This is a genomic window from Azospirillum sp. TSO35-2, from assembly GCF_003116095.1.
GTDB lineage: Bacteria > Pseudomonadota > Alphaproteobacteria > Azospirillales > Azospirillaceae > Azospirillum.
Window position 1 is genome coordinate 2,741,990 of record NZ_LGRA01000021.1, and the last position, 18,830, is coordinate 2,760,819.

Consider the following 18,830-nt stretch of genomic DNA (forward strand, 5'->3'; position numbering starts at 1 on the left):
TCACTCCGCCGCCTCCTTGCGGGCCGTCGTGGCGGCGGCCTCGCCGGGCATGGCGGTCGACATCAGGGCGATGGTCTTGCGCGGGTCGAAGGCGTCGCGCACCGCCTCGCCGATGAAGATCAGCAGGCTCAGCATGATCGCCAGCACGAAGAAGGCGGTCAGCCCCAGCCAGGGCGCCTGCAGGTTGGCCTTGCCCTGCGCCAGCAGCTCGCCCAGCGACGGCGAGCCCGGTGGCAGGCCGAAGCCCAGGAAGTCCAACGCGGTCAGCGTGGTGATCGAGCCGTTGAGGATGAAGGGCAGGAAGGTCAGCGTCGCCACCATGGCGTTGGGCAGGACGTGGCGCACCATGATGGTGACGTCGCCGGCCCCCAGCGCCTTGGCGGCGCGCACGTAATCCAGGTTGCGCGCCCGCAGGAACTCCGCCCGCACCACATGGACCAGCGCCGTCCACGAGAACAGCAGCAGCAGGCCCAAGAGCCACCAGAAGGTCGGCGTCACCACGCTGGCCAGGATGATCAGCAGGAACAGGGTGGGCAACCCCTGCCAGATCTCGATGAAGCGCTGGAACAGCAGGTCGGTCAGCCCGCCGAAATAGCCCTGGACCGCCCCGGCCGCCACCCCGACGACCGACGAGAAGGCGGTCAGCACCAGCCCGAACAGCACCGAGATGCGAAAGCCGTAGATCAGCCGCGCCACCACGTCGCGCCCCTGGTCGTCGGTGCCCAGCCAGTTCTCGGCCGACGGCGGCGCCGGGGCCGGGACCGGCAGGTTGTAGTTGATGGTGCGGTAGCTGTAGGGGATCGGCGGCCAGACCATCCAGCCCTTGGCATTGATCAGGTCGCGGACGAAGGGGTCGCGGTAGTCGGTTTCGGTCTCGAACTCGCCGCCGAAGGTGGTTTCCGGGTAGGCGTTGAAGACCGGCCAGTAATAGTGGTTCTCGTATTCGATCAGCAGCGGCTTGTCGTTGGCGATGAACTCCGCCCCCAGCGAGGCGACGAACAGCAGCAGGAACAGCCAGAAGGACCAGAATCCGCGGCGGTTCGCCTTGAAATTGTCCAGCCGGCGCCGGGTCAGCGGAGACATCACACCCTCCGCGATTCGAAGTCGATGCGGGGATCGACCATCACATAGGTGATGTCGCCGACCAGATTCATGATCAGCCCCAGCAGCGTGAAGAAGTACAGCGTGCCGAACATCACCGGATAGTCGCGGTTGATCGCCGCCTCGAAGCCCAGCAGCCCCAGCCCGTCGAGCGAGAAGATCACCTCGATCAGCAGGGCGCCGGTGAACAGGATGCCGATGAAGGCGCCGGGGAAGCCGGCGATGACGATCAGCATGGCGTTGCGGAAGATGTGGCCGTACAGCACGCGGTTCTCGCTCAACCCCTTGGCGCGGGCGGTGATGACGTACTGCTTGCCGACCTCCTCCAGGAAGGAGTTCTTGGTCAGCATGGTCAGGCCGGCGAAGCCGCCGATCACCATGGACAGCACCGGCAGCGCCATGTGCCAGGCATAGTCGAGTGCCTGCTTGTACCAGGGCAGCTGCGCCCAATTGTCCGACACCAGCCCGCGCAGCGGGAACCAGTCGAGGTAGCGGCCGCCGGCGAACACCACGATCAGCAGCACCGCGAACAGGAAGCTGGGGATGGCGTAGCCGACGATCACCACGCCGGAGGTCCAGACGTCGAAGGGCTGGCCGTCGCGCACCGCCTTGGCGATGCCGAGCGGGATCGACACCAGATAGACGATCAGCGTCGTCCAGATGCCGAGCGAGATCGACACCGGCATCTTCTCGATCACCAGATCGACGACGCGGCGGTCGCGGAAGTAGCTGTTGCCGAAGTCGAAGCGGATGTAGTTCGACATCATGTGGATGAACCGCTCGTGCAGCGGCTTGTCGAAGCCGAACTCCTTCTCCAGCTGCTTGATGAAGGCGGGGTCGAGGCCCTGGGCGCCGCGGTACTTGCTGCCGGTGTCGCCGCCGGCCTGGTTCTGGCGCTGCGCGGTGTTGGCGTCGCCACCGGCGGTGCCGCCGATGCGCGAGGTCGCCTCCACCGCGGTGCCCTGGACGCGGGCGATCATCTGCTCGATCGGGCCGCCGGGGGCGATCTGCACGATCAGGAAATTGATCACCATGATCCCGAACAGGGTCGGGATGATCAGCAACAGGCGGCGGATGATGTAAGCCAGCATCGCGGGTGTCCCGACCCTCCCCAATCTTAAAGATGACGGCCCTCAAGATGACGGCAGCTTAGACCAAACGGTTGCTCAGGGTCCCGTGCGACGTGCGCTGTCGGCCAGCTTGGCGTTCTTGGCCGGATCGACCCACCAGTTGTCGAGGAAGCCCAGCCCGTACTTCTGGGCAACCGCCGGATGGGAGAAACGGTTCCAGTAGGCGACGCGGTAGACGCTGTCGTACCACTGCGGGATGACGTACCAGTTCCACAGCAGCACGCGGTCGAGCGCGTGGGTGGCGGTGATCAGCGCCTCGCGGTCGGGGGCGGCGATCACCGTCTCCACCAACTTGTCGACCGCCGGGTTCTTGATGCCGATGCTGTTGCGGCTGCCGGCCAAGTCGGCGCGCGAGGATTCCCAGTAGTCGCGCTGTTCGTTGCCGGGCGACAACGACTGCGGGAACCGCTCGATGATCATATCGTAGTCGAAATTGTCGGTGCGGTTCTGGTACTGCGCGCTGTCGACCACGCGGATCTGCGCCTCGATGCCGGCGCGCTCCAGGTTGCGCAGGAAGGGCTGGACGATGCGCTCCATGTCGGCCTGGACCAGCAGGATCTCGAAACGGAAGGGCTGGCCCTGGGCGTTCGCCAGCTTGCCGTTCTTCAGCTCCCAGCCGGCGTCCTTCAGCAGGCCCAGCGCGGTGCGCAGGTTGCCGCGGATGTTGCCGCTGCCGTCGGTCTTCGGCGGCTCGTAGGGTTTGGTGAAGACCTCGTCGGGGATCTGGCCGCGCAACGGCTCCAGCAGCTTCAGCTCCTCGGGCGAGGGCAGGCCGCTGGAGGCCAGTTCGGTGTTGGCGAAATAGCTCTTGGTGCGCTGGTACAGGCCATAGGACAGGTTGGCGCGGGTCCATTCATAGTCGAACAGGTAATTCAGCGCCTCGCGCACCCGGCGGTCCTGGAAGATCGGGCGGCGGATGTTGAAGGCGAAGGCCTGCATGCCCTGCGGGTCCTGGTTCTTCAACTCCTCCCGGACGATCTGGCCGTTCTGGACGGCGGGAGTGTTGTAGCCGTTGGTCCAGTTCTTCGACGAGTTCTCCAGCCGGAAATCAAAGGCACCGGCCTTGAACGCCTCGAAGGCGACGTCGAGGTCGCGGTAATAGTCGTAGCGGATGCGGTCGAAATTGTAGCGGCCGCGGTTGATCGGCAGATCCTTGGCCCACCAGTCCTTCACCCGCTCGTAGGTGATGGAGCGGCCGGGCTGGACGTCCACCACCTTGTAGGGGCCGCTGCCGATCAGCGGGTCCAGCGTGGTGGTGCCGAAGTCGCGGTTGGCGAAGGCGTGCTTGGGCAGCACCGGCAACTGGCCCATGATGACCGGCAATTCGGCGTTGTCGGTGCCGCGGAAGGTGAATTTCACCGTGCGCTCGCCGGTCTTCTCCGCCTTCACGACGTCGGCGTAATAGGTGCGGTAGAGCGGGTGGCCCTTCTCCTTCAGCGTTTCGAAGCTCCAGATCACGTCGTCGACCGTCACCGGCGTGCCGTCGTGGAAGCGGGCCTCGGGCCGCAGGGTGAAGGCGACCCAACCGCGGTCGTCGGCGACCTGGATGGTTTCGGCGAGCAGGCCGTATTCGGTGATCGCCTCGTCGCCGTTGCTGGTGGTCAGCGTGTCGAACACCAGCCCGGCCCCGGCGGCGGCCTGGCCGCGCAGGATGAAGGGGTTCAGGTTGTCGAAGCCGCCGAAGGCCATCATCTTGACCTCGCCGCCCTTCGGGGCGTTGGGGTCGACATAGTCGAGATGCTGGAAGTCCGGCCCGTATTTCGGCTTGCCGTGCAGCGCAAGGGCGTGGCTGCCCTTTGGTGCTGCCGCGTCCTGCGCCGCCGCCGGGGTCGCCAGCAGCAGCGCGCCCGCGACCGCGACCCTCAGGCCGGTGCCCAGCCACCGCATTCCACTGGTCATGTCCGATCCCTTCCCTGGATTTTTTCTCTCTGGAAACCGTTCAGCCTGAGGGACTTGGCCCGTCGATCGGGCGCCATCAAGGCTGTCCGTTCCGTTTCGCCGCGTCCACCCACCATGTGGCGGGGAAGTTGGTGCTGCGGTAGTCCTGGTCGTATTTCGGCCAGACCGCCGGGTGGGCCAGCCACGCCCGGTGGGCGATCCAGCTTTCCGGGTTGTGCCACTGCGGCACCATGTAGAAGCCCCACAGCAGAACGCGGTCGAGCGCGCGGGTGGCCGCCTGCACCGTCTCCAGATCCTTGGCCGCCAGCGCCTTTTCGATCAGCGCGTCGGCCACCGGGTCATGGATGCCGGCGTAGTTCGCCGAGCCCTTGAGGTTCGCCGCGGCGGAGCCGAAATAGCCGCGCAGCTCGGTGCCCGGCGGGGTGAAGAAGGACACGTTCACGACGATCGTATCGAAATCGAAATCATCGGTGCGGGCCTGGAACTGCGCGGTGTCGACGAGGCGCAGGCTGGCGTCGATGCCGACCCGGCGCAGCGTCTCGACGTAGGGCTGGGTGACGCGGGTCAGCGCGCCGGTGCCGTCGAGGAACTCGATCGCCATCACCTCGCCGGTCGCGAGGTTGGTCAGCTTGCCGTTGCGGACCTCCCAGCCGGCCTCCTTGAACAGGCGCGTCGCCTCGCGCACCTGGGCGCGGTTGTTGCCGCTGCCGTCGGTGGTGGGCAGGGTAAAGGGCTGGGTCAGCACCCGCTCCGGCAGTTGCGTGCGGTAGGGCTCCAGCAGCGCCAATTCGGCGGGTGTCGGCGGCCCCTTTGCCCCGAAGTCGGAGTTGGGGAAGTTGCTGAGGGTGCGGCGGTACTGGCCGTAGAGGATGTTCTTGCGGATCCAGTCGAAATCGAACAGCAGGGCCAGCGCCTCGCGCACCCGCGGGTCGGCGAACTTGGCGCGGCGGGTGTTCAGGCGGTAGCCCTGGGCACCCAGCGGCAACTCGCTCGGCACCTCCAGCTTGAGGACGCGGCCGTCCTTGGCGGCGGGGAAGTCGTAGCCGGTGGTCCAGCGCTGCGCCCGGTACTCGCCGCGGAAATCGTAGGCGCCGGCCTTGAACGCCTCGAACATCACGTCGTCGTCGCGGTAGAAATCGTCCTTCACGCTGTCGAAATTGTAGAAGCCGCGGGCGGTCGGCAGATCCTTCGCCCACCAGTCGGCCACCCGCTCGTAGGTGATGGAGCGGCCGGGATCGACCGTCTTGATCCGGTAGGGGCCGCTGCCCAGCGGCGGTTCCAGCGTCGTCTTGGAGATGTCGCGCCCGTTGGCGGTCCACCAATGCTTGGGCTGCGGCGCCATGGTGACGGCGAAGTCGATGATCGGCTTGATCTCCCCGGTGCCGGTCAGGGTGATCTTGACCCGGCGGGCGTCCAGCGCCTCCACCTTGGCGATGTGGTCGAGGAAGGATTTCAGGAAGGGCGCGCCGTGCGCCTGGATCGAGTCCCAGGTGAAGACGACGTCGTCGGCGGTGATCGGCACGCCGTCGTGCCAGTGGGCGCCCTGGCGCAGCGTGAAGATCGCCCAGCCGTAATCGTCCGGCAGCTCGACGCTTTCGGCGAGATGGGCGTAGGCGGCGTCCAGTTCCCACCCCGACCCGACCATCAGCGCGTCGGAGATCAGCCCCAGCGTGCGCGGCCGGACGCCGCGCAGGATCAGCGTGTTCAGGCTGTCGTAGGTGCCCGGCTGCGATTCGGCCAGGGTGATCGCCCCGCCCTTGGGCGCGTCGGGGTTGGTGTGCGGGAAATGGGTGAAGCCCGGCTTGAACTGCGGCTCCCCGAACTGCTTCAGCGCCGTGACGGTCACGCTGGCGGCCATCGCCACGGTGGGAGGCAGGGCCAGGGCCAGGAGCGTGGCGGCAACGGCAAGGAGACGGCGCATCGGCGGTCCTGTCGGGTAAGCGGGCGTGTCCGTTAAGATTGCCACGTCCACGCCGGGATCAAGCGGGAATATGGTGCGCGTTCAGCCGCTTCGGGCGGTCCGCCAGTGGTCGGCCATGCGGTCCATCAACTGGCGATAGCGACGGTCGGTCCGCATCAGCCGGCGCACCGCCTTGCCATGGCGCGGGTCGGCCAGCATCCAGCGCTCCGCCGCCGCCTGATGCTCGGGGTGGATGGACAGCAGGTAGATCGCCGCTTGTTCCGCCGACGAAACGTCTGCCTCGTTCAAGCCTTCCAGGATGGCGCCGACATAGATCGGCAGGACCTTGCGGAAATCCTCCGGTCCGTCGCCCGCGGTCGCGTCAGGGGTCGTTTCGGAATCGGGGCGGTCGTCCGGCGCGCCGCCGTCGGCCATCATCGCCCGGCGTTCGGCCGCCGGCAGGGCGAAGAAGGCGTCGAGCCCCAGCAGCAGGTCGCAGACGGTCTTCTTGCGCACCAACCAGTTCGACCCGCCCGCCACCCGCGCCGCCAACCCCTCCAGGAAGGGGCGGAGCTTTTCGGGGGAGGTTTCGAAGACGGAACGGGCGGGCGGGTCGATGGCAGTCATTTCGGTTCCGGAACAGATGCTGTGGTGGAGGGCCGCGACGGCGGCCCCGCGGGCCCATGCCCGCGAAGCCAAGCGGGCGGACGCCCGCGCCGGCGACTGAGGAAACGGTTCGTGATGGGGCACCATCACGAACCGTTAGCAAAGGAGATCAGCCGGCGAGCGCCTGCATGGCTTCCCGGTGGGTGCGCGGGTCGCCGGCGGCGATCACCCGGCCGCTGGAGTTGGCGTCCAGCGGGTTGCCTTCCCAGTCGGTCATCAGCCCGCCGGCCCCGGTCACCACCGGCACCAGGGCGGCGAAGTCGTACAGCTTCAGACCCGATTCGACGACGAGGTCGTAATAGCCCGACGCCAGCAGCCCGTAGCTGTAGCAGTCGCCGCCATAGGCCGACGTCTTCACCCGCGCGGCGACGCGGCGGTAGGCGTCGTAATCGGTGCCGGGGAACAGGTCGGGCGAGGTGGTGCCGAACATCGCGGCGCTCAGCCCGCCGGGGCAGGGGCGCACGCGCACCGGTTGCCCGTTGTGGGTGGTCGGGCGGCCGTCGACGCCCAGCCAGCGATCGCCGACGATCGGCTGGTCGATCAGGCCCAGCACCGGGCGCCCGTGGTGCAGCAGCGCGATCAGGGTGCCGAAGATCGGCCGGCCGGTGATGAAGGATTTGGTGCCGTCGATCGGGTCGATCACCCACACCCATTCGGCGTCCAGGTTCTTGGTGCCGTGCTCCTCGCCATAGATGCCGTCGTCGGGGCGCTGGCTTTCGATGATGGTGCGGATGACGTGCTCGGCCTCGCGGTCGGCGATGGTGACCGGGGAGGCGTCGGCCTTGTCGTCGATGGCGACGGGGGTGCGGAAATAGCGGCGGACGACACTGCCGCTGGAGTCGGCCAACCGCTGGGCGAGCGCCACCATCGGGGCGGGGCAGGGTTCGGTCATGGTCGCTCCTGGCTCAGGATGAAGGGGATCGTCACGATTTTTGGTGCCGCATCCTAACGGCGCAGGCCCGGCCCGGAAACCGTAAAGCGCCGGATCGGGCCCCAGGCGGGCGTCAGGGTTGCCGCGCCGGGGGCTTTCCGGCGCGGCCGGCTTGTGGCAGCCTTCGGTCCATCATGACGAACCGACCGAACTTCTACGCCGCCGCGCCGCTCGACCGCGCATCGCTCCGCCGCAAGGACGAGGAGTGGTTGACCGAGGCCTGGCTGGCGCCGAACGCCCGCGTGCTGCCGGTCTGGCAGAGCCAAAACTTCGTCGCCGGCCCGCCCGACGCGCCGCGCGCCGTGATGCTGCCCGGCGACGGGCTGGAGGCGGTGCCGATCTTTCTCGGCGTCATGAACGGCGGTCCGATGAACGGCGATCCGGTCTTCGCCGTCGATCTGTCGATGGTCGAGGACCCGGATGCCCTGCCGGCGCTGCGCGGCCAGGGCCGTTTCGAGGATCTGCGCGCCACCGGCCCGCTGATGCCGGAGGACGAGGCGTCGGTCTGCGCCTACGCCCGCGGCATGGTGTGGTGGAACGCCCGCCATCGCTTCTGCGGCGTCTGCGGCGCCCCCGCCGCGTCGGCCGAGGGCGGGCATGTCCGGCTCTGCACCAACCCGGACTGCGCCACCCACCATTTCCCGCGCACCGACCCGGCGGTGATCATGCTGGTGCATGACGGCGGCGACCGGGCGGTGCTGGGCCGCCAGAGCCGCTTCCCGCCCGGCATGCACTCGGTGCTGGCCGGCTTCCTGGAGCCCGGCGAGAGCCTGGAGGACACCGTCGCCCGCGAGGTGTTCGAGGAGGTCGGGCTGACCGTGACCGACATCCGCTACCGCTCGTCGCAGCCCTGGCCCTTCCCGTCGTCGCTGATGCTGGGCTTTACCGCGCGGGCCACCAGCTTCGACATCGACACCGGCAACGACGAGCTGGAAAGCGCCGCCTGGTTCGACCGCGCCTTCCTGCGCGACCACACCCCCGACGAGACCTTCCGCCTTGCCCGTCCCGACTCGATCGCCCACCGCCTGATCCGCGAGTGGATCGCGGAGGGCTGAGGCCCCCTCAATGCCGCCGGTTGGGCGGGCCGACGCGCACCGGCGTGTGGCGGCGGTCGAAGGGGTTGGGGTGGCGGTCGCAGGTGTCGTTGTAGAGCGTCATCAGCGCCACCGCTTCGTCCGGCCGCCGCCGGTTGGTGGTGCACAGATTGTCCCAGACCATCTGCCGCACCGCCGCGTCGCCCCACGGCTCGTTCAGCAGGGCCGCACCCTTTTCAAGCGCGGTCATGAAGGGGAGATGTTCGTGGGCGGCGATCTGCGTGACTTCATCCGCCTCGAGATTCGCGATCCCGAGGCAATCGTTCATCGTGAGCATGGCAACCTCCATCCGTGGCGCCATGGCCGTCGGCGGGGTGTTCACCCGTCAGCCGCCGTGGTGTTTTCTTATTTTGTAAGCGCATGAGTTGTGTTCGGGCCGCGACGCCCGTCCTTTCTGTATAGCAATTTTTGCCGGTTTTGCCCAGGGCGTGGGCAGGACCGGCGCGGCTAAGTCGATCACCTGCGGCGGAATGACGCGCGGCTTCTTGCGACTGCGAACAGAATCGGCCGCCCGATCCTGGCCGATCAATCCTCGCCGATCAATCCTCGCCGACGCGCTGGCTTTCCTGGTAGCGGAAGGGGTTGGCCGGGTAGACGCCCAGGATCTTCACCTCGCGGGCGAAGAATCCCAGCTCCTCCAGGGCGAGGCGCAGCGGGCGTTCGTCCGGGTGGCCTTCCACGTCGGCGTAGAACTGGGTCTGGGTGAAACGCCCGCCGACCATGTAGCTTTCCAGCTTGGTCATGTTGATGCCGTTGGTGGCGAAACCGCCCAGCGCCTTGTACAGCGCCGCCGGCACGCTGCGCACCCGGAAGACGAAGGTGGTGATCGTCTTGCAGGACCCCAGCGCCGGCAGCTTCGGCTCGCGCGCCAGGATCAGGAAGCGGGTGGTGTTGTGCTCCGCGTCCTCGATGCTGCTCTTCAGGATGTCGAGGCCGTAGATCTCGGCGGCGAGCGACGAGGCGATGGCGGCGTGGCGCGGGTCGTTCAGCGCGGCGATCTCCTTCGCGGCGCCCGCCGTGTCGGCGTGGTTGATCGCCTCCAGCCCCAGCGTGCGGGTGACCGTCTGGCACTGCGACAGCGCCTGGATGTGGCTGCGCACCGTCTTGATGCTGTCCAGCGTCGCCCCCTTGGGCGCCAGCAACTGGTGGTTCACCCGCTGGAAATGCTCGCCGATGATGTGCAGGCCGCCGTCCGGCAGCAGATAGTGGTTGTCGGCGACGCGGCCGGCGATGGAGTTCTCCACCGGGATCATCGCCAGCGACGCCCGCCCCTCGCGCACCGCGGCGAAGGCGTCCTCGAAGGTGGCGCAGGGCATCGTCGTCATGGTCGGCCGCGCGTTGCGGCAGGCCAGGTCGGAATAGGCGCCGGGGAAGCCCTGGAAGGCGATGATGTTGGACGTGGCCATGGACGGGATTCCCTCGGCGGATTTTCTTGAAGCAGCGGCTTGGGCGGGTGCGGCGTCAGTCGGCGTGGCGGCCGCTCAGCAGCGCGCGGGCGCGCTCCAGGTCGGCCGGAGTATCGACACCCAGCGGAACCGCGTCAACGACCGCCGCGTCGATCCGCATGCCGTTGGACAGCGCCCGCAGCTGCTCCAGCTTCTCGCGCTGCTCCAGCATCGACGGCGGCAGCGCCACGAAGCGCTCCAGCGCCGCGCGCCGGTAGGCGTAGAGGCCGATGTGGTGGTACAGCGGGCCGTCGCCCGACGGCGCGGTGGCGCGGGTGAAGTACAGCGCGCGGCCCTGGCGGGCGCCCGGCGGCAGTTCCAGCACCGCCTTGACCACGTTGGGGTTGGTCCGCTCCTCCTCCCGGGTGATGACGGCGACCAGCGTGGCGATGTCGACCGCCGGGTCGGCCAGCGGGGCGAAGGCGGCGCGCACCGTGCCCGGCTCGATCGTCGGCAGATCGCCCTGCACGTTGACCACCGCGTCGTGCCGCCCCTCCGGGTCGATCAGCCGCAGCGCCTCGAAGATGCGGTCGGAGCCCGAGGGGTGGTCGGGCCGGGTCAGCACCGCGGTGCCGCCGGTCGCCTCGACCGCGCGGGCGATCTCCGGCTCGGCGCAGGCGACGACGACCGGGCCGATCGCCGCCTCCGTCGCGCGGCGCAGCACCTGGACGATCATCGGCGCCCCCAGGATGTCGGCCAGCGGCTTGCCCGGCAGGCGGACGGACGCCATGCGCGCCGGGATGATGACGATCGGGTTGGTGGGGCTGGTGGCGGCGGTGGTCGGCATGGGGGGCTCCGGTCGCGGTAAGGCGCTTGGGACGGGGCGGTTGGGGCGGGTGAAACACGGACGAGCGGGCGGCGTCAAGTGCCGGCATCGCCTTTTGTGCGGTGCATTGTAACCGCCAAGTAAATTGCGTCGCTGATGACTGCGACATATTTGTATGCGACCTTTTTTCGCGGCGTTCCGGGCGATGACAAGGTCCGGACCGCTGGGGTATGGTACCCGCGGCTTTCGGTGCCGCGGGCGGGGGAAACGCCGAGTGCAATGAAATAGGAAACAAGGGGCTCATCAATGAGCATGGAGTGGAACAAGATTTTCGGCGCCGTGCTGCTGGCGGGGGTGATCGCCATGCTGACCGGATTCGCCTCCCAGGTGCTGGTCCATTCGAAGCCGCTGGAGAAGAGCGTCTACGTCGTCGCCCTGCCGGAGGGGGCCAGCGCGCCGGCCGACAAGGGGGCCGCTCCGTCCGGTCCGGCACCGATCGCCCCGCTGCTCGCCAGCGCCGATCCGGCGGCCGGCCAGAAGATCGCCAAGGCCTGCGCCGCCTGCCACAGCTTCGACAAGGGCGGTGCCGCCAAGGTCGGCCCGAACCTGTACGGCGTCGTCGGCGGCCCGAAGGGGCACATGCAGGGCTTCAGCTACTCCGACGCCCTGGTCAAGACCGGCGGCACCTGGACCTATGACGAGCTGAACAAGTTCATCTACGATCCCAAGGCCTACGCGCCCGGGACCAAGATGACCTTCGCCGGCCTGAAGAAGGACGACGAGCGCGCGGCCGTCGTCGCCTACCTGCGCTCGCTGGCCGACAGCCCGCAGCCGCTGCCGCAGTAACGGCACACGGCCTGAGCGCACGCTTCGAACGAAAAGCCCCACCCTCTGTCGAGGGTGGGGCTTTTCGTTTGAGCGGGTTCGTTAACCCATCAGCGCCACCGGCAGCGCCGGCCGCCGCAGCGGTGCCGGCGCGGCGGTGCGGCGCAGCGCGTCGGCGGTCAGCCGCTCCCGACCGAGCAAGGCCTCCGCCGCCAGGCGGCCGGAGATGACGCAGGCCTCCACCCCCGGTCCGGGGAAGACTCCGGCGCCGGTCAGGCACAGGCCGGGAATCGGCGAGCGGCGGCTCAGCCGCGGCTGGTCGGGGGCGAGGCCGTAGATCGCACCGGCGGTGGTGCGGGCGTAGCGGGCGAAGGTGGCGGCGCTGGCGTCCTGGCGGACGGTGATGTGCCGCTCCAGGTCGGGGATCAGCCGGGAGGCGGCGGCGATCATCGCGTCGCCCTCCGCCCGCTTGCGCGCCTTGTAGCCGGGGTCGGCGCGGTCCCAGCTCGGGTCGGCGGGGGCCAGCCGCATCAGGGTCACCGCGGCGTGACCGTCGGGCGCCAGGCTGCGGTCATGGACCGAGGGGACGGCGACGGCCATGCCCATGCCCCGACCCATGCCGGGCGCATCGCCGGGCAGGAAGGTCATCGCCGGCAGCTCCGGCGCGATGTCCAGCCCCAGCGTCACCATGAAGGCCGAGGTCGACGGCCGCATCGCGGCACAGCGGGCGGCGTAGGCCGGCGGCAGATGCGCGCGTCCGACCAGTTCCAGCATGGTCCGCCGCACGTCGGCGTTGGAGATCACGGCGGCGGCGCGGATGGTCCGTCCGTCGGCGGTCTCCACCCCGGCGGCGCGGCCCTGCTCGATCAGGATGCGCGATACCCCGGTGCGCAGCCGGATCTCGCCGCCGTCGCCCCGGATCGAGTCGGCCAGCGCGTCGGCCAGCGCCTGCGACCCGCCGATCGGGTAGCGGCCGCCCGAGAACCAATAGCCGAAGATTGGCGCCATCTGCCGGACCTCCAGCAGCTCCGGCCGGTCGCTGAGATAGCCGGTCAGCAGGGTCGGCAGGCGCTGGGCGGCGCGGTCGGGGATGTACTGGTCCAGCATCTCCTGGAAAGTGCGGCCCATCCAGCGGAAGGCGTGCGGGCAGTCCATGGCGTAGCGCCGCATCGCCTCCACCGTGTCGGGGATGTGGGGCAGGCCGCGGTCGGCGCAGCCGCGGTAGAGGTCGTCGTACACCGCCCGCATCTCCGCCAGGAAGGCGGCGGCGCCGGCGGCGCTGGCCGGATGGTCGGCGGCGATCTGGGTTGCCAGTCCATCGGCGTCATCGGCGAGTTGCTGCAACTTGCCATTCACCAGCACGCCGCGGCTGACCGGTTGCCAGTCGACGCGGTCCTCCACCGCCAGCGTGCGCAGCAGATGATCGACGGGACCACCGGGATGGGCGCCGCTGATGTCGTGGACGCCGGCGTCGAAAACGTAGCGGAAGGGCTGGGCGCCCGCGGCCGAGCGGTTGCGCGCCTTGACCGGCCAGGAGGTGCAGAAGCCGCCGGGCCGGTCATGCGCCTCGACCACCGTCACCCGCGCGCCGGCCCGCGCCAGCAGCGCCGCCGCGGTCAACCCGCCGATGCCGGCGCCGACCACCACGACGTCACGCTCATGCGCCGCGGTGCTCGCGCGGGTCAGGATGGCGGGAGCCGGCCAGGGGTGCGGGTCGGCGGCGGCCAGCCGGCGGCGCATCGCCGTGCCGGTCAGCCAATCGGGCAGGACGCGGTTGGCGACCACGCCGAGCGCGCTGGCACCGATCGACAATGGCGCCTCCCAGCCGGGCAGACCGGCGAAACCGACGCTGCCGACCAGGAACAGCACGCCCCACAGCGCGGTCATCGCCCGGTTGACGGCGACGAACTGCGGCAGGTGCCAGAACTCCTTCGGCCAGTCGTCGCGGGCGTATTGCAGGGTGAAGGGGCTGCCGAGCGCGATGCTGCCGAACGCCATCGCGGCGAGGGCGAGGTGGACGGCGAGTCCCAGGTTGTGCAGTGGCCAGTCCCAGCCCAGCGGCCCGCACAGCGGCAGGACGGCGAAGAAGGCGGCGGCCACCAGCTCCGGCGCCTTGTAGGAGCCGCGCCGCCGGTCGAGCAGGCAGAGCGCCAGACTGGCGACCAGCGCGGCCGGTGCGGCGTACGGCACCCCGGCCACCGGCAGGACGGCGCCGAACAGCAGCCAGGGGGAAAAGCCCAGCAGGATGCGCAGGAGGATGGGGAATTTGCGGCGAACGGTCATGGGATGGGGCCTTCGCAGGGATGCCTGTTGCGAAGGACCATCGTCGGGGAGCTTGAGGCCGGCCAGCGGGGTTGCGCGGAGGGTCGGCCGGGCTTCGTGAACGGCGGCGTACGGCGGTTCGCGAAGCGCGGATGGCAGGACGTACGGAATGGCTGGGTGCGTACGGGGTGTACGTGTGCCCCGGCTACAGCGGTCGCCGGGCTTTCAACGCCGCGGTCAGGGTGCCGTCGTCGAGATAGTCGAGTTCGCCGCCGACCGGGACGCCGTGCGCCAGCCGCGACACCGAGACGTCGCTGTCGGTCAGGCGGTCGGTGATGACGTGGGCGGTGGTCTGGCCGTCGACGGTGGCGTTCAGCGCCAGGATGACCTCGCGCACCGCCGGGTCCTTGGCGCGCTCGGCCAGCGCGGCGATGTTCAGGTCGTCCGGGCCGACGCCCTGCAACGCCGACAGCAGCCCGCCCAGCACATGGTAGGTGCCGCGGAAGGCGCGGGTGCGTTCCAGCGCCCACAGGTCGCCGGCATCCTCGACCACGCAGATGACCGAGCGGTCGCGGCTGGTGTCGGCGCAGACGGTGCAGGGGTCGCGGCTGTCCAGGTTGCCGCAGACCGAGCAGGCGCGGATCGACTCGCCGGCCAGCGCCATCGCTTCGGACAGCGGGACCAGCAGGCTGTCCCGCCGCTTCATCAGATGCAGCGCCGCCCGCCGCGCCGACCGGGGACCGAGTCCCGGCAGCTTGGACAGCAACTGGATCAGGCGTTCGATTTCAGGTCCGATCATGGAGAATCAGCGGCCCACACATACTCTCCCTCTCCCGCCCCGGGAGAGGGAAGGGGCCCAAGCGACGCTTGGGAAGGGTAAGGGGGATGGTCGGGGGTGGGAGCGGTCCGTCTTGGATCACCCCTCACCCTCCCCACGCCTTCGGCGCGGGTCCCCTCCCTCTCCCGGGGCGGGAGAGGGCAAAAAAACCAATCAGAACGGCAGCTTCATGCCGGGGGGGAGCTTCAGGCCGCCCATCAGCTTGGAGGTTTCGTCGGCAACGTGCTGCTCGACCTTCTTCTTGGCGTCGTTGAAGGCGGCCACGATCAGGTCTTCCAGCACCTCGACGTCTTCCGGATCGACGACCGACTTGTCGAGCTTGACCTTCTTCATCTCGCTCTTGCCGTTGACGGTCACGACGACCATGCCGGCCGCGCTCTGGCCGGTCACTTCGACCTGCTCCAGGCTCGCCTGCATTTCCTGCATCTTGGCCTGCATCTGCTGGGCCTGCTTCATCATGTTGCCGATATTTTTCATCGGTCAGTACTCTCCTTCGTCGTCGAGCGGGTAATAGACCCCGTCGTCCTGCTGCTGAACCATGAAATCGGGTGTCTCGCCGTCATCCGCAACCGCGGCGCTCTCCGCCGCGGCGATTTCCGCCAGATCGCGGATGTCGATGATCTTGGCGCCGGAAAAGGCGGTCATCACCGCGCGCACCACCGGGTTGGCTTCCGCCTCCGACCAGGCGCGGCGTTTCTCGGCCTTGTCCTGCTCGGCCAGCGTCGGCTGGGCCGGGCCGTCGGACAGGGCGACGATCCAGCGCTGGCCGGTCCATTCGGTCAGGAACTGGCCGACCTTGGCCGGCAGCGTCGGCGGCGCGGCCGGGCGCATCTTCAACTCCAGCCGGCCCGGCTCCATGCGGACCAGATGGACGGTTTCCAGCAGATAGCCGTAGAGCGCGCCCTCGCGCCGGTCGGAGAACAGCTGCACCAGCGCGCGGAAGTCGCGCGGCATCGGCGACAGCTCCTCCCCCGCCGGAACCGGGACCGGGGCCAGCTTCGCCTGGGCGGCCTGTGCGGCGTGGGGCTGGGCCTGCTCGACCGAGCGGGCGACCGCGTGGGCACCCTGGCCGCCACCCTGGCCGGCCACCGCGACAGGGCCGCCGCCGGAGGAACCGCTTGGGGCGCCGCCCGCCGGACCGCGGGACATCGGTGCACCGCCGTTGGCCCCGCCGCCGTTGGCCTGCTGGGCCTGGAACTGGCGGATCAGCTCGCCCGGCGTCGGCAGGTCGGCGGCGTAGGACAGGCGGACGATCACCATCTCCAGCGCCTGCTGCGGCACCGGCGCCGCCTGCACCTCGCCCAACCCCTTCAGCAGAAGCTGCCACGCCCGGGTCAGCGCCGGCATGCCGAGCCGGCCCGAGAGCTGGGCGCCGCGCGTGCGCTCCTCCTCCGGCAGGCTGGGGTCGTTGGCGGTGTCGGGCACCACCTTCAGCCGGGTCAGGTTGTGGACGAGGTCGAGCAGGTCCTGGAGGATCACCACCGGATCGGCGCCGACGCGGTGCAGGTCGGCCAGGATGTCCATCGCCTCGGCGGGACGGGCGGAGACGGCGGCGTCGAACAGGTCGATCACGCGGGTGCGGTCGGCCAGCCCCAGCATGTCGCGCACCTGCTGCGCCGTCACCGTGCCGGCGGCCAGCGCGATCGCCTGGTCGAGCAGCGACAGCCCGTCGCGCACCGACCCGTCGGCGGCCCGCGCGACCAGCGCCGCGGCGTCCCCCTCGATCACCGAGCCTTCCAGCGCGGTGATGCGGGTGAAATGCTCCTTCAGCACCTGGGCGTCGACGCGGCGCAGGTCGAAACGCTGGCAGCGCGACAGCACCGTCACCGGCACCTTGCGGATCTCGGTGGTGGCGAAGACGAACTTCACATGGCTCGGCGGTTCCTCCAGCGTCTTCAGGAGCGCGTTGAACGCGCTCTTGGACAGCATGTGGACCTCGTCGATGATGTAGAGCTTGTAGCGGGCCGACACCGGCGCATAGCGCACGCCGTCGATGATCTCGCGGATGTCGTCGACGCCGGTGTGGCTGGCGGCGTCCATCTCCATCACGTCGACGTGGCGGTCCTCGGCGATGGCGCGGCAGTTGTCGCAGACGCCGCAGGGGCTGACCGTCGGCCCGCCGGTGCCGTCGGGCCCGGTGCAGTTCAGCGCGCGGGCGATGATGCGGGCGGTGGTGGTCTTGCCGACGCCGCGCACCCCGGTCAGCATGAAGGCCTGGGCGATGCGGCCGGACTGGATGGCGTTGGTCAGGGTGCGGACCAGCGCGTCCTGCCCGATCAGCTCGTCGAAGGTCTTCGGCCGGTATTTGCGCGCAAGCACCCGGTAGGCCAGCCCGGTGGCGGCCGCCGTGGCGGGGGCGGGAGTGTCGACAGCGGTGTCGGCGGTGGTATCGGTCACGCGGCGGGCCTGTCGGAACGGCGAGGGGATAGGGTTCGATCGGGCCGCAGGATAGCGTCCCGGCGCCGCGCTGTCGCCGTCTGTCTTCGTGCGAATTTTGGAAGAGGGTGGGAGACTGGACGAACGACCCGAGCCGTAACTCGTTGCGGCTGCTTCCTTCCGGACCTGACCGGGTTGGCGAGGGACTCGTCCGACGCCAGTCTCCCGCCGCTGTTATGGAGATTCACGCGGGCAGATGCAAGGGGAAAGGGCGGGCCGCCGGCCCGGCTGTGGGCGGAGCCCCGGAGGGGCCAGGATGTATTGACAATTATTTTGAGAGACATAGTTTATGGTTCTGACCATAATCGGCCGTAAAGAGGCTGCCCGTGCCACTCTCGCCCCCGCAGAAGTTCCTGTTCCACCGCCCGAAGCTGGCCGCGTCGCTGGCCGACATCGTAACGGGCGATGCGCCGATCGGGGCCGAGCCGACCGTCTGCTTGGCGGCACCGCGCCGGACCGGCAAAAGCACTTTTCTGCGCCACGATCTGCGGCCGGAACTGGAGAATCGTGGCGTGCTGTCCGTCTATGTCGACCTCTGGTCCGATATGGCGGCCGATCCCGCCCATTTGATCGCGGAAGCGTTGAAGGCCGAGCTTCGCCGTGCCGACAGCCTGCCGGTGAAGGTCGCGCGGTCGGTCGGGCTGGCCAAGCTGGGGGTCGGCGGCGTGTCGGTCGACATCGACCGGATCGGACAGGCGCAGGGGGCGACGCTGGCCGACGCGCTGGAGGCGTTGCTGGAGCGGACCCACAAGCGCATCGCCCTGCTGGTCGATGAAGCCCAGCACGCGCTGACGACCGAGGCCGGGTTGAACGCGATGTTCGCGCTGAAGGCGGCGCGCGACCGGCTGAACACCCGGGACGATGCGCGCGATGGCCCGAACCTGATGATCGTGCTGACGGGATCCCACCGCGACAAGCTGAGCCGGCTGGTGCTGAACCGCGACCAGCCCTTCTTCGGCACCACGGTGCGCAGCTTTCCACTGCTGGACCGCGCCTACACCGACGCCTACACGGCGTGGATCAACGCCCGGCTGGCCGAGGGCAACCGTTTCGACGCCGACGACGTGTTCGCAGCGTTCGACGCTGTGGGACGGCAGCCGGAAACCCTGATGCGGATCCTGTCGGACGCGGCGCTGCTGATCGGCGACGCCAGCGATTTGAAACGGGCGCTGGCGGACGGGGCGGCCGAACTGCGCCAGCGGGTGTGGGACGATTACGAGGCGGCATGGTCGGGGCTGTCATCCTTGCAGCAGGCGGTGGTCGAGCGGCTCGCCGTGGAGGGGCCGCAATCGGCGCCCTTTTCCGCCGCGGCGCTGCAGGCCTACGCTGATGTGGTCGGTGAGGCGGTGGAGCCACCGGCCGTGCAGGCGGCTATCGAGGCCCTGCGGCAGAAGAACATCCTGTGGCGGTCGGCGCGCGGACAATACGCGCTCGACGACCAGGGGATGGCGGAGTGGCTGAAGGCACGGGGAGACAGAACCGGGCGGGAGTGACCATGCAAAAAGGCCCCGGGCGTGAGCCCGGAGCCTTTCGCAGT

16 protein-coding genes and 1 other RNA gene are annotated in these 18,830 nt (G+C 69.2%); 3 read left to right on the top strand and 14 right to left on the bottom strand.

The window, feature by feature from the left end; translation table 11 throughout:
• The 6 genes from TSO352_RS28405 to hisN form a co-directional block, all read right to left on the bottom strand.
• Window positions 1-1,083 carry an ABC transporter permease gene (locus TSO352_RS28405; protein ID WP_109110407.1) on the bottom strand — a complete coding sequence of 361 codons (1,083 nt, stop codon included), beginning with the start codon at window positions 1,081-1,083 and terminating at the stop codon, window positions 1-3.
• Window positions 1,083-2,192: a microcin C ABC transporter permease YejB gene (locus tag TSO352_RS28410; protein ID WP_109110408.1), complete on the bottom strand. Its 1,110-nt coding sequence runs from the start codon at window positions 2,190-2,192 to the stop codon at window positions 1,083-1,085. The genes TSO352_RS28405 and TSO352_RS28410 overlap by 1 nt, the downstream gene beginning before the upstream one ends.
• Window positions 2,193-2,267: 75 nt before the next feature.
• Complete coding sequence (locus TSO352_RS28415; protein ID WP_109110409.1) at window positions 2,268-4,130, bottom strand: extracellular solute-binding protein; 1,863 nt, start codon at window positions 4,128-4,130, stop codon at window positions 2,268-2,270.
• Between the two features lie 76 nt (window positions 4,131-4,206).
• Complete coding sequence (locus tag TSO352_RS28420; RefSeq protein ID WP_109110410.1) at window positions 4,207-6,051, bottom strand: extracellular solute-binding protein; 1,845 nt, start codon at window positions 6,049-6,051, stop codon at window positions 4,207-4,209.
• An 81-nt stretch (window positions 6,052-6,132) separates the two neighbouring features.
• Complete coding sequence (locus TSO352_RS28425) at window positions 6,133-6,657, bottom strand: hypothetical protein (protein ID WP_109110411.1); 525 nt, start codon at window positions 6,655-6,657, stop codon at window positions 6,133-6,135.
• 148 nt (window positions 6,658-6,805) lie between these two features.
• Window positions 6,806-7,588: a histidinol-phosphatase gene (hisN, locus tag TSO352_RS28430; protein ID WP_109110412.1), complete on the bottom strand. Its 783-nt coding sequence runs from the start codon at window positions 7,586-7,588 to the stop codon at window positions 6,806-6,808.
• Window positions 7,589-7,761: 173 nt separating this feature from the next.
• Between hisN and nudC the strand changes: the two genes are divergently transcribed.
• Entirely contained in the window at window positions 7,762-8,682 is a 921-nt protein-coding gene (nudC, locus tag TSO352_RS28435) for an NAD(+) diphosphatase (RefSeq protein ID WP_109110413.1), read from the top strand.
• Window positions 8,683-8,689: 7 nt separating this feature from the next.
• Here nudC and TSO352_RS28440 read toward each other — a convergent pair whose 3' ends face one another.
• The 3 genes from TSO352_RS28440 to TSO352_RS28450 all read right to left on the bottom strand — a co-directional run bounded on the left by TSO352_RS28440 (window position 8,690) and on the right by TSO352_RS28450 (window position 10,953).
• Entirely contained in the window at window positions 8,690-8,998 is a 309-nt protein-coding gene (locus TSO352_RS28440) for a hypothetical protein (protein ID WP_247872482.1), read from the bottom strand.
• 262 nt (window positions 8,999-9,260) lie between these two features.
• Complete coding sequence (locus TSO352_RS28445; protein ID WP_109110415.1) at window positions 9,261-10,127, bottom strand: prephenate dehydratase; 867 nt, start codon at window positions 10,125-10,127, stop codon at window positions 9,261-9,263.
• 55 nt (window positions 10,128-10,182) lie between these two features.
• The gene (locus tag TSO352_RS28450; RefSeq protein ID WP_109110416.1) at window positions 10,183-10,953 is read right to left on the bottom strand and encodes a 3-deoxy-manno-octulosonate cytidylyltransferase; all 771 of its coding nucleotides are present in this window, start codon (window positions 10,951-10,953) and stop codon (window positions 10,183-10,185) included.
• A gap of 285 nt (window positions 10,954-11,238) precedes the next feature.
• On the opposite strand from TSO352_RS28450, the gene TSO352_RS28455 reads away from it, so the two are divergent.
• Window positions 11,239-11,778, top strand: a complete 540-nt coding sequence (locus TSO352_RS28455; RefSeq protein WP_109110417.1) for a cytochrome c family protein — start codon at window positions 11,239-11,241, stop codon at window positions 11,776-11,778.
• A gap of 81 nt (window positions 11,779-11,859) precedes the next feature.
• Here the strand turns inward: TSO352_RS28455 and TSO352_RS28460 are convergent, their stop codons facing one another.
• From TSO352_RS28460 to ffs, 5 genes are all read right to left on the bottom strand, one after another.
• Window positions 11,860-14,040, bottom strand: coding sequence for an NAD(P)/FAD-dependent oxidoreductase (locus TSO352_RS28460; protein WP_109110418.1), 2,181 nt, complete (start codon window positions 14,038-14,040; stop codon window positions 11,860-11,862).
• A gap of 184 nt (window positions 14,041-14,224) precedes the next feature.
• Complete coding sequence (recR, locus tag TSO352_RS28465) at window positions 14,225-14,818, bottom strand: recombination mediator RecR (RefSeq protein WP_109110419.1); 594 nt, start codon at window positions 14,816-14,818, stop codon at window positions 14,225-14,227.
• Window positions 14,819-15,010: 192 nt separating this feature from the next.
• Window positions 15,011-15,334, bottom strand: coding sequence for a YbaB/EbfC family nucleoid-associated protein (locus TSO352_RS28470; protein ID WP_109110420.1), 324 nt, complete (start codon window positions 15,332-15,334; stop codon window positions 15,011-15,013).
• A gap of 3 nt (window positions 15,335-15,337) precedes the next feature.
• Window positions 15,338-17,254: a DNA polymerase III subunit gamma/tau gene (locus tag TSO352_RS28475; protein ID WP_109110421.1), complete on the bottom strand. Its 1,917-nt coding sequence runs from the start codon at window positions 17,252-17,254 to the stop codon at window positions 15,338-15,340.
• A gap of 107 nt (window positions 17,255-17,361) precedes the next feature.
• An RNA gene (gene ffs / locus TSO352_RS28480) (signal recognition particle sRNA small type) lies at window positions 17,362-17,459 on the bottom strand.
• A 160-nt stretch (window positions 17,460-17,619) separates the two neighbouring features.
• On the opposite strand from ffs, the gene TSO352_RS28485 reads away from it, so the two are divergent.
• The gene (locus TSO352_RS28485; protein WP_158284638.1) at window positions 17,620-18,786 is read left to right on the top strand and encodes an AAA family ATPase; all 1,167 of its coding nucleotides are present in this window, start codon (window positions 17,620-17,622) and stop codon (window positions 18,784-18,786) included.
• Window positions 18,787-18,830 lie beyond the last annotated feature (44 nt).